The following is a 9593-nucleotide window of genomic DNA, read 5'->3' on the forward strand; positions in this document are numbered from 1 at the left end:
TTTTAACCGACTGTGGATAACTACATGTATAACAAGCCGTTCGCTCTCGAAAGTACTCCAAGGTGTTGATCTAAGTATTTACACACCATCAGTCTAAAGCCTGAATATAAATAAAAAAGAATAAGTGTATTAATCCCCGTAAAAACGGGGATAAGTTAATGAAGCGGCATATCGAGCTAGCTGAAGCTAGCTGATGCCTTAGACACTCGACATAGATAGCATGGCGATAAACGCTGTATGCGCTTACGTCTCAACGCCGTTATATGTGGCTTCGCCACGGCCTAGCAAGGTAAGGGGGCAAATATTGGCTATAGCGCTTTAGAGCGATTCTCAGCGCTTAATACAATAATTAGTAATAGCTAAATTAGTGACACATACATTAGTTAGCGCTAAAATGGCATTGTTGGTTACTTAACCAACACTACCAACGTTGTGAAACAGGGGTATTCCTTTCTAATAATTCATTTAAACCAACGTCGTGAGACAGGGGAACGCAATGAAACACTTCAATAAAGAATCTATCCAGCGTGATATTAAAGCGCTGGAGCAAACTGATGCACTAGCAGAGGCCATTAACGCCGAAGTCGCCAAAATGAAAGACGTCGATGTGCAATCCATCATTAAACGGGCGTTACCTATGATTATGTCAGGTAAGTTCTCGCTCGAGAAAATCGGATTACCCTCGAATCTAATACAGCAACTTGAAGCCTATGAGAGCCTGAACGCCGTTGCACGTAAAAAACTACGTGAACGCCTTGACGCTGATTTAGCGACATTGGGAGCCGCTGAGGTGGTGAATCATGGCTAAATATCCGAATCCCGTTCGTGGCTTTATACGTTGCCCAGTTTGCCAAAAGGCGTCTACTGTTCACCAAGTTGGCGAAGGCCAGTTAATCGAAACAGGCGAACCACCAAAAAACAGTCGAAACATCGGTCTTAAGTATTACCGCTGCCCAGACTGCGGAAATAGCGCTATCAGTAAAAGCGGTTCAAGTTACATAGACCAGCATGTTGTCGAACATGAATCCGATTTGCCTACGGTAGGCCAAACCGAAGTTCAACCGGAAGTAACCGAAAACCAACCAGAAAAACTAACCGAGAATGCAACGCTGGTAACCGAAGAGTTAACCGAACAAGAAGGTGAGCTAATCGAGGCGATAAGCGCTACTGATTCGGTTACCGAAATAGCGACTAAAGCCAATAACGATAAGGTTTCAAGCGCTAAGGAAACCGAAAAGCCGAACACCATGGCCAACGAGTCGAAACCGTGGCTCAAAAAAACAGGGATGGTGCTGCTAATGTTGTTCTTCTTGGTTTGGGCTATCCGTCAGCTAATGCCGAAAACCGAAGGTGTAACCGAAAACAAAGAGAGTACCGACCATGCCTAAACTGAATGAAACCGAAGAACTAACCGAGGTAACCGAAAGCGTAACGGTTGATTCAAACGGTGATGATTGGGGTGACTTCTCAAGCGTGTTTAACCAACTTAAAACCGAAGAGCAGCAAACAGAAAGCGACGACGAAGCACCAAGCGCAGCGAGTGAGAAAGTGACGTATAACAACGTGACAGAGGATTCAATGCAGGCGTTAGGGAGTGTCGTGTTTGTGATCTTAGAGCAAGTCACAAGCTTAGCCGCTGGCATTGAATTTCATTTTGACGAAAAAGGCAAAGAGAGCGTTATCCAAGCCGCGGCGCCCGTACTCAATAAATACAACGCAATGAGTATGTTTGGTAATTACATCGAAGAGGCAACACTAGTTATCGCTGTGCTTGGTCTTCTCTTCAGTGCACGCCAAACCATAGCGAAGCAAAAACAGGAGGCGCTCGCCAATGGCAAAGAAAGCGAAGCCGTCGCCGCTTAGGTTCCCCAATCCGGTTAACTCAAATGCGTCACTAGACCCAAAACATACGATTTATGTGGCGGGTACGGGCGGGGGCAAGACCTCCGCAATTTTTCATATGGATACCATCCCCAAGAAATCTCAAGTCGTGATTTTTGACCCGTATTCGGGGTATGTGGGGAAAAAACTCAAAGGACAGCTCGTGGTCGGCACATCATCACGGATGCTGTTTGTTAAGTCACTCGTAACAGCTAGAAAGCAAGGTAAGCCGTTTAAGCTCGCTTATTTGCCGCTTCAGGGCGCTTGTGCGGAGGAATTGGAGTTTTTTAGTGCTGCGGTGTGGTCTGTAGGTAATGGGCGCTCCTGTGAGCTTCACACGGTGATTGAAGAGTTAGCTTCTTGCATCGATACGGCGGGAAAACTGCAAGGCAAGCCGGGCGAACTGCTTCGGGGTGGTCGCCAGTTCGGCATTGTCGTACACACTTTGTTTCAAAAACCGCAAGAGGTACCCAAGACCGTGACCGACCAATCCGATACATGGTGGATTGGTAAGCTCAACTCAGGGCGCGATATTAATTGGATGGTAAATCAGCGTGATATCGATGAGCGTTTGCTCGCCTCGTTGATAAGCGCTAAGCAAAACATGAAATTGATAGGTAAACCTATCGCCGAATATTTGATTAGCGATGATATTGGACAAGCCCAAAAAGCCGCTTTTCATTGTGTCACGGGGCAAAAATACGCTCGTTAACCCCTCAATCTAACCTATAGGTTACCCGCTTAACCTATAGGTTAAACCTTCTTCTATCATCGCTCGATTTCCTTTTTGATATGAACTCCTAATTAAGCCTTAACCAATAACGGTGAGGTGTTATGTCAACAATCTTATTTGATTTATTAATCAGTAAAGGAATCGAAAATATGTTTGGTTTAACCAAAAAACAATGGCAAATGATTTCGGTCGCAGTCGTGGTGATGCTTATCGTGATGTATGCGCTGTCAAACGTTGATGCATTAAAGCCCGTGAAAGACAAAGTCGGCTTGAAATAATAACGCCATAGCGTTTATTCCCGTTTATCAAAACCAGTAGAAGGTAAAAAAATTATGGCAGTTACAGCAGCACAACAAGCAGCGTACATCTCAGTAGTAAAAGGGCCGTTTAATGTACGCCCTATTGAGTTGGACCCATTTCGGTCTGGTTCGCCTTTCAGTAAGCACGCAATTCTAGACATCAAAGACCTATACGCCTTTGCGTCTCTTGAAGTGCAAACAGACCTACCGATTGAACGCCTAGGCCGTGTGTCATTTGAACGCAATGGCAAAGAGTTCATCGGTATCGACGCGATTTGGTTTCATAAGAATGACACCAAGAAAAACTTACCAGTCATGGCAAAAGGCGTAGCGAACGCAACCAAAACACGATTGGTCATTCCGTTTGCAGACGAAACATTGCGTACTTTGGCAGGCATTCGCCGTGGTGAGCTGGTTCACCTTGAAGGTGAGTTACTGACACTGAAAGTAGCGGTGAAAAGCAAAGAAGAGGGTGACCCTGATTTCCCAGAGTTTAGCGCTAAAGCTCGCGTGGTTGACTATCAGCCGGAGCGTTTTTTCCAGCAACGTTACACCCAAACCTCGATCACTCAAACGCAAACAGGCGAACAGGCTCACGAATTCCCGCTTGTCGGCGCAAACGTCCGTCTTCGCTCAATGCTGCTTGAAACTCAAAACGACGATATTACCCACATAGCGATTCGCCGTGATAACGAGATCATTTGGGAGTCGAGTGTTGAAGATCTCAAATTTGAAATGGCTCGCTTTGGTGACATGAAAGCGCCAGCAAAAGGGGTTTGGTTGCCATTTGTTGAGACAGGCTTTGCAAACGAGCAAGCGTTTATTCCGGTTGCACGAAACAGCTTGAAGCTACTCATCACCAAACGCACACCCGGTGAAATCGATGTGTATAACGATTTTATCGAGATTGAACAGTTGCCGCAGCTTTAAGGGGGGCTTATGGCAGAAGCGCAAAAAGGGTACTGGGACGGCTTTTTTGACAACCTATTAGAAAAAAGCTCTGACCTTGGTAAAGCCTATTTATCAAACGAAGAGGCGCAAGCCAATGCCAAGCGCTCCGTTAATGATAATGCCACAGCTTCTCAGCAAGCACGCATTGCAGAAGTGAATCGCCGCGAACTTGAAGAGCAAAAGGCAGAAGCCCGCCAACGCATGGAAATGTACGCCATAGGTGGCGGTGTGTTGCTCCTTATCGTGGTACTCATCATCTTTGCCTTTAAGTAAGGGGGATTTATGCCTTTTATGTTAATTCCTTTTCTTGTCGGTGGCATTGGTGGCGCATGGTGGACAAAAGAAGTCGTTGATTCAGCTACGGGTGGCGAAGGAGGCCGTTCGCCTTATCTCGCAATTGGCGTGGTGTTGGTGCTTTTATTTGTCGCATGGCGTCAAGGGTGGCTGAAATGATGCCGGGTATTGGTGGCGGCGTTTCCACGGGTGGCGGCGGTATAACAGGCGGCACCTCAAGCGCCAAAAATGGCGACTTTGCTGGCGGTCGAACGGGTGGCAGCGTCACGTTTAATAACAATCAAGGCTCTAGTGGCAGCAATTACGCCGTTTATGCGGTGCTATTAGTGGCTTTGGTTTTGGGGGTGTTATGGCTCAAAAAATAGTCTGGACTCATGAGCTTATCGCCAAATTTGAAAAGGCAGGGTTTACCCCTGCCATTATCAAAGAGCTTACAACGCTTGGCGAGGTATGGCGATTTGGTTCGCTTTACATCGTCATTCGTGGCGAAGGGAAAGAGCTGGTTTGGATGGCGACATTGGGCACCGGTATTCATTCGCATGTGAAGGAAATTTTACTCACGGCAAAACGAGCAGGCGCAACAACCATGCGCTTTCATGTGGCGGATGATGAAAAAGCGATTGTGCGTTTTTGGCGTCGATTTCGTCCGGTAGAAATCAAGGGGGAGGGTTTCGATACTGGCGCTTATCGTGTTGATTTGGGGGCTGTGATATGAGTCGTTCTAGAAGCTCACAAAGTAGCAATGTAAGCAACACCAATATCAATAATGTGCTTGACGGCGGCGCAATAAAGGCCAGCTTTGATTTTGCGGACGGTATAGCAGGTGAGGCGTTCGACAGTGTCGACAATGCCATCGATGTGGCTAAAAGCACCACGCAAGAAGCGTTAGAGGCTAATAAAGACATCACCAAGCACGCTATTGATAAGTATGACGAACTGAGCGAGGAAGCGTTTGATACCAATAAGCAAGTGATAAGCGCCGCTTTAGAACGATTCCAAGAGCAAAACAATCGCTCATTAGATGCGCTTGCAGGGCTGCAAGGCTCTCAAGCTAGCAACAATTATAAGCTGCTGGAAGGTATCCAGAAGACGATTAGAAATGACAACTCAGGCGGCGCTGCCGATATTTTGGATAATCAAAAATATCTCTATATCAGTATCAGCTCAGTCATTTTAATCCTGGTCCTAATTATTGTGTTTAAAGGTAAGTAAATAATGATCACTGAAATTCGTTTACGTAACGGCCAGCAATCCGAAGTGAAAGCAACAGGCCGCTATCTGATGCTGAAAGAGGGTGCTCTAGTCACGGCGGTGGTCAATGGTAAACCGCTAGTAATGCCCCGCGGCTACGTGTTCGACTTGGAAGAGGAGTTTACGCAATTCACGATAACCAATCTTTCAGACGTTGAATCGCTGGAGTTCTTGGCCTCACCAATCCCGTTTAACGCAGGTGTGGACGGTTCAAAGCTCGACATCAACGCAGACTTACAAATCAAAGATGGTTTATCCGTTAACTTTATTGGTCGTCAGCCTGTCTCATTACCGGACTCACAAAAGGTAAAAGCTGAAATTACAAACCTACCGCCAGTAATGGCGGTGGAGGTGCAAAACCAGCAAAAAAATCCTGATGTGCAAAAGGTGCACGTAGTGCAGCAGTCAGAGCCAAATCTAAAATTTGTAGCGCATGACACGATGACCGCGACAGGAAAAATCACAGGCAACGCCAAGCGCAAAGAGCTCATTTTGAAAGCGGACGCAGGAAACCAAGCTTCAATTTGGCTCGGTGGTTTTGTTGGTCGTGGCTTTGAGATCGAACCTGCTAGCGGGTTTATTCTGTCTAATGGTGCGGAAGTAGAAGTGCTGATTCCTACGAACTGCAAACTTTACGTTAGTGAGGTGACCGCATGAGTCAAATTATCCCGCCACCATTCAAAATCGAGTTTCCTGAGCAAATAGCGCTGAGTGATGCCATTGATGGTACTCGCTCGGACGTCGCCGCGAGTCAAAAAGCCGTAGGTACGTTAAACGAAATTAAGGTGACGGGGCTGTCAGAACTCAATCAATCTATCGAGCTTAGCCAAAGCAAAGAAAGCCCGTTTATCGAGCTTTCTGGAAAGCAAGAATTGATATTTGGGACTGTATCTGCACCGATGGAGTTTACAAGTCGAGGAGAGCCGTTGATGTTTGTTGCGTTAGACGATAAAGACAAAGAGTTTTGCAGACTCACGTTTGCGACACATTACGGACTAGATAAACCACAACCTTTCACTATTTCGGTACCCAAAGGCACAAAGCGAATCAAGCTTAAAACGCCGATAAATGCCGCTTATGACTATCTAGTGATTAGCTTTAATCAACGCTTAATTTTCTAGAGGAGAAAAGACCGTGATCCAGATTGATAAAAATGGTCGCATCAAGAGCATCAATATCAAAATTGATGACGACGAACTGACCACTCTTGATATCGAGCCAACGAAAGAAATTCTAGCGCAGCCTTTCTGCTACCAATGGAACGGAAGCGAATTTATTAAGTTGGATATCGAGCCCATCAATGATGAGCAGCAAAACCGTGAATTGAAAGCCCATCGCTATCTGAAAGAAACGGATTTTTACGTCGTTCGTAAGATCGAGACGGGCGTAGCCATTCCAAAAGAAGTGATGAACAACCGAAACCGAGCACGTGAAGTATTGATTGCCTCACTGCCAAGTTCTGATTTTTAAACAAGGAAAAGTAAGATGAAAAATTGGATTTATGTCGCTGTGATCATCTTGCTTTTAATGGTGATTATCATGAAAAAAACACTACTAAAGCCTCGTGGATTTCGTAACAACAATCCACTAAACATCGACTTTAACAATGCCAACAACTGGAGCGGCCAAGTTGGTATTGAGACGGGTGTCAGCAATCCACGCTTTGCTAAGTTCTCATCGATGGAGTATGGCGTGCGAGCCGCCGCTAAGCTTATTCAAAACTACATGCGCCGATACAACCTAAAAACCGTGTCGGCTATCATTAACCGTTGGGCTCCAAGTATTGAAAACGACACAAACGCGTACGCAGAGCACGTAGCGTCTAAACTTGGCGTGAGTCCTTATGCCCCAATTCTAGAAAGCGATATTCCGGAGCTGCTTTATCACATGATCAAACATGAGAATGGTCAATATCTCGATAGAGACACGGTGAACAAAGGCGCGAGATTGGCGGGGATTGCAGCATGATAGGCGCTTTACTCCAAGGCGTGAGTTTGATTGCAGGTTATTTCAAAAACAAGCAGAGAATCAAAGCCAAACGACAAGAGCGCCAAGACCAGTTAGAGCAGGCTGTCACGGATGCACAAACCAAGCGAATAGAGCAGGGGGACGCAAGCGCTGCAGATTTGGACGCAATCAGCTTGAAAGGGCGTGGTTGGAAAGATGAATACTTGCTAGTGCTGACGACAGCGCCTCTCATTCTTACGTTTATCCCTGACTTTGCGCCTTATGTGGCTGAGGGCTTTGCCGCATTAAAAGAGAATGTACCAGAATACTTTTGGTATGCGCTGGCAATGGTATATATCGATACGTTCGGATTTCGTCGCATGTTGCGAGTGGCCTTTGAACACTGGATAAATAAAAGGCTAGGAGTGAAATGACCGAAATTTTTGAGGTGTTTAAGTCGTTAAATGAAATCGGCTTATCACCTGCTGGCGTAGCATTGATTGCACTGCTTTGGAAACAAGACAAGCGAATTACAGTATTAGAAACAATCGTTAACTCAATGAAAGGAAATAGAGAACATGGCTAAAGAAGGTTTGAAAGCAAACGGTCAGTTAAAAAAGGGCTACAAATTTAAGAAAGGCGGCACAGTAGTTAAAGCTGGTACCACAAAGAAAAAGGCGGTGAAGACCAAGCGAACGCCAGCTAAGAAAAAGAGCGTAGCGAAAAAGCGAAAATGAAGCGACTAACTAATACAATGAAGCCCACCAAATCGGTGGGCTTCTTGTTTTATAACCAGTTCTACCTAAATATCAGTATGTGTTGTCTCCTTTTTGCTAGCCTCTCTCAAGACTTCTGTTATTCGGTCTGGTTTTAGTTTTATATCTTCGCCAATTAACGCTGCTAGCATTTCCCTAGCTTGTTGAGAAACAAGGTGCTTTTCGCATAAGTTACCAATCAATACAGCATATCTATCTAGCCCCAACTCATCAGCAAAGCGCAAGGCGTTGTCAACTGACAAAGAGTGACCTCTAAAGCAGATATTTACTATGTAGTTGCTTAAACCGATCTTTTTGGCTAATTCCCTGTTAGAAATGTTACCGTGACGAGCCTTTAGCATTTTCATAATATCAACTGTTCTAATCATTCCATGCTCCTCCTAACAGAAGATAAAGCATGTCCAAACCGAGCTATACCTATATCCCATAGGACTTATGCGATATAAATTTCAGTGCCAGCATCAATTTTTCATGTGTTTAAAGTCAATAGGAGAAAATCAACACTTCATTAACATATTTTATTGGTATTTATCATTGCGTTTGCTTAGCTTGAACATATAAATCGGAAGAAAAGGCAGGAATGTATCGCAGCCTTATCAGAATGGATTAAGCAGCGTTAGTAGCACTAGATTATGTAGGGTTATACTATAGTCATAAGTCGTCAGCATGATTAAAATAATCCTACTGTTATGCATTAATAACTGAGGTTAGGTGTGTGACTATTATGGAAATCAATCAACGTAAATTTGAGATAGTAAAAAAACGTATTGATACTCTTTCTGATTATCAGTTGAAAGAGGTTAAGGCTTTGATAGATATAAAATTAACAAGAGATATTACTAGTAAAATTACTCAGGAAGAAATTGATTTCCTATTGGAAGTTTTTAATCCCACTGAAGGAGCCTAGCAAAAAGAAGCCCACCGATTTGGTGGGCTTTTTGTTTTGTTACGTTGTATTTTTTATTTTCGTAGCCATAACGGCCATTGCATCACTGGTGATAAAGTGGTTCGAATCAATCCAAGCAGAATACGCAAGTAACTGCTTGTGTGTGATCCTATTGCCATTAGGCGTGGTTAAGCCGTCCACGTCTACCTTCCAATGTTTCCACTTATCGCCATGCAAACGCATAGACCCGTAATTCTTAAACCTTAGCATAGAGTGAGCCCATTCAGGCAAGGTATCACATCTACACCACCTTCTGATGGTTGACTCTGACCGTCCCAAAAAGACCGCGGCTGCGCCTAAGTCCCCGTAAAAATGCATGTCAAGCAAAATATCTGTCGTTATTTTCACAAAAGTTTTTTGTCGTTCTATGTACTCTTAATAAATTACATTTATCGTAAGCATTAAAATAAGTAAGCGTAAATTATAGATATTTCGAATAGTTAAGCAATCACGGCATGTAAACGCATGATTTTATGCACTTTTAACACACTTATTTAACATAATGCAGATAATAC

At 44.4% G+C, this 9593-nt stretch carries 21 protein-coding genes; 19 read left to right on the forward strand and 2 right to left on the reverse strand.

What is annotated here, in order from left to right; genetic code table 11:
• The first annotated feature begins 496 nt into the window (after window positions 1–496).
• The 18 genes from GZK95_RS18475 (at window position 497) to GZK95_RS22145 (ending at window position 8093) form a co-directional block, all read left to right on the forward strand.
• Entirely contained in the window at window positions 497–808 is a 312-nt protein-coding gene (locus tag GZK95_RS18475; RefSeq protein WP_075715181.1) for a hypothetical protein, read from the forward strand.
• Window positions 801–1388: a hypothetical protein gene (locus GZK95_RS18480; protein WP_075715179.1), complete on the forward strand. Its 588-nt coding sequence runs from the start codon at window positions 801–803 to the stop codon at window positions 1386–1388. Before GZK95_RS18475 ends, GZK95_RS18480 begins: the two co-directional genes overlap by 8 nt.
• Entirely contained in the window at window positions 1381–1863 is a 483-nt protein-coding gene (locus tag GZK95_RS18485) for a hypothetical protein (RefSeq protein ID WP_083626224.1), read from the forward strand. The genes GZK95_RS18480 and GZK95_RS18485 overlap by 8 nt, the downstream gene beginning before the upstream one ends.
• On the forward strand, window positions 1832–2593 hold the full coding sequence (locus GZK95_RS18490; protein ID WP_075715177.1) for a P-loop NTPase family protein: 762 nt from the start codon (window positions 1832–1834) through the stop codon (window positions 2591–2593). The genes GZK95_RS18485 and GZK95_RS18490 overlap by 32 nt, the downstream gene beginning before the upstream one ends.
• A gap of 122 nt (window positions 2594–2715) precedes the next feature.
• Complete coding sequence (locus tag GZK95_RS18495) at window positions 2716–2892, forward strand: hypothetical protein (protein WP_161987230.1); 177 nt, start codon at window positions 2716–2718, stop codon at window positions 2890–2892.
• Between the two features lie 54 nt (window positions 2893–2946).
• Window positions 2947–3843, forward strand: a complete 897-nt coding sequence (locus GZK95_RS18500; protein ID WP_075715175.1) for a major capsid protein P2 — start codon at window positions 2947–2949, stop codon at window positions 3841–3843.
• Between the two features lie 9 nt (window positions 3844–3852).
• Complete coding sequence (locus GZK95_RS18505; RefSeq protein WP_075715173.1) at window positions 3853–4137, forward strand: hypothetical protein; 285 nt, start codon at window positions 3853–3855, stop codon at window positions 4135–4137.
• Between the two features lie 9 nt (window positions 4138–4146).
• Window positions 4147–4317, forward strand: coding sequence for a hypothetical protein (locus GZK95_RS18510; RefSeq protein ID WP_161987231.1), 171 nt, complete (start codon window positions 4147–4149; stop codon window positions 4315–4317).
• Window positions 4314–4523 (forward strand): hypothetical protein, encoded by a 210-nt coding sequence (locus GZK95_RS18515; protein ID WP_075715171.1) that lies wholly within the window; start codon window positions 4314–4316, stop codon window positions 4521–4523. Before GZK95_RS18510 ends, GZK95_RS18515 begins: the two co-directional genes overlap by 4 nt.
• Complete coding sequence (locus GZK95_RS18520; protein ID WP_075715169.1) at window positions 4508–4873, forward strand: hypothetical protein; 366 nt, start codon at window positions 4508–4510, stop codon at window positions 4871–4873. The genes GZK95_RS18515 and GZK95_RS18520 overlap by 16 nt, the downstream gene beginning before the upstream one ends.
• Window positions 4870–5370 carry a hypothetical protein gene (locus GZK95_RS18525; RefSeq protein ID WP_075715167.1) on the forward strand — a complete coding sequence of 167 codons (501 nt, stop codon included), beginning with the start codon at window positions 4870–4872 and terminating at the stop codon, window positions 5368–5370. The genes GZK95_RS18520 and GZK95_RS18525 overlap by 4 nt, the downstream gene beginning before the upstream one ends.
• A 3-nt stretch (window positions 5371–5373) precedes the next feature.
• The gene (locus tag GZK95_RS18530) at window positions 5374–6066 is read left to right on the forward strand and encodes a hypothetical protein (protein WP_075715165.1); all 693 of its coding nucleotides are present in this window, start codon (window positions 5374–5376) and stop codon (window positions 6064–6066) included.
• Complete coding sequence (locus tag GZK95_RS18535) at window positions 6063–6530, forward strand: tail fiber protein (RefSeq protein WP_075715163.1); 468 nt, start codon at window positions 6063–6065, stop codon at window positions 6528–6530. Before GZK95_RS18530 ends, GZK95_RS18535 begins: the two co-directional genes overlap by 4 nt.
• Before the next feature lie 13 nt (window positions 6531–6543).
• Window positions 6544–6879 (forward strand): hypothetical protein, encoded by a 336-nt coding sequence (locus tag GZK95_RS18540; RefSeq protein ID WP_075715161.1) that lies wholly within the window; start codon window positions 6544–6546, stop codon window positions 6877–6879.
• A gap of 15 nt (window positions 6880–6894) precedes the next feature.
• On the forward strand, window positions 6895–7377 hold the full coding sequence (locus GZK95_RS18545; RefSeq protein ID WP_225623955.1) for a structural protein P5: 483 nt from the start codon (window positions 6895–6897) through the stop codon (window positions 7375–7377).
• On the forward strand, window positions 7374–7790 hold the full coding sequence (locus GZK95_RS18550) for a hypothetical protein (RefSeq protein ID WP_075715159.1): 417 nt from the start codon (window positions 7374–7376) through the stop codon (window positions 7788–7790). The genes GZK95_RS18545 and GZK95_RS18550 overlap by 4 nt, the downstream gene beginning before the upstream one ends.
• Window positions 7787–7942 carry a hypothetical protein gene (locus GZK95_RS22140; RefSeq protein ID WP_170296241.1) on the forward strand — a complete coding sequence of 52 codons (156 nt, stop codon included), beginning with the start codon at window positions 7787–7789 and terminating at the stop codon, window positions 7940–7942. The genes GZK95_RS18550 and GZK95_RS22140 overlap by 4 nt, the downstream gene beginning before the upstream one ends.
• Window positions 7935–8093, forward strand: coding sequence for a hypothetical protein (locus GZK95_RS22145; protein ID WP_170296242.1), 159 nt, complete (start codon window positions 7935–7937; stop codon window positions 8091–8093). The genes GZK95_RS22140 and GZK95_RS22145 overlap by 8 nt, the downstream gene beginning before the upstream one ends.
• A gap of 65 nt (window positions 8094–8158) precedes the next feature.
• Here GZK95_RS22145 and GZK95_RS18555 read toward each other — a convergent pair whose 3' ends face one another.
• Window positions 8159–8500 carry a hypothetical protein gene (locus GZK95_RS18555; RefSeq protein ID WP_075715157.1) on the reverse strand — a complete coding sequence of 114 codons (342 nt, stop codon included), beginning with the start codon at window positions 8498–8500 and terminating at the stop codon, window positions 8159–8161.
• Between the two features lie 356 nt (window positions 8501–8856).
• On the opposite strand from GZK95_RS18555, the gene GZK95_RS18560 reads away from it, so the two are divergent.
• Complete coding sequence (locus GZK95_RS18560) at window positions 8857–9039, forward strand: hypothetical protein (protein ID WP_075715155.1); 183 nt, start codon at window positions 8857–8859, stop codon at window positions 9037–9039.
• Window positions 9040–9078: 39 nt separating this feature from the next.
• On the opposite strand, the gene GZK95_RS22495 is transcribed toward GZK95_RS18560, so the two are convergent.
• Window positions 9079–9396, reverse strand: coding sequence for a DUF3653 domain-containing protein (locus tag GZK95_RS22495; RefSeq protein WP_404817658.1), 318 nt, complete (start codon window positions 9394–9396; stop codon window positions 9079–9081).
• Window positions 9397–9593: the final 197 nt, after the last annotated feature.

It is taken from the genome of Vibrio panuliri (genome assembly GCF_009938205.1).
In the GTDB taxonomy this organism is placed as follows: Bacteria; Pseudomonadota; Gammaproteobacteria; order Enterobacterales; family Vibrionaceae; genus Vibrio; species Vibrio panuliri.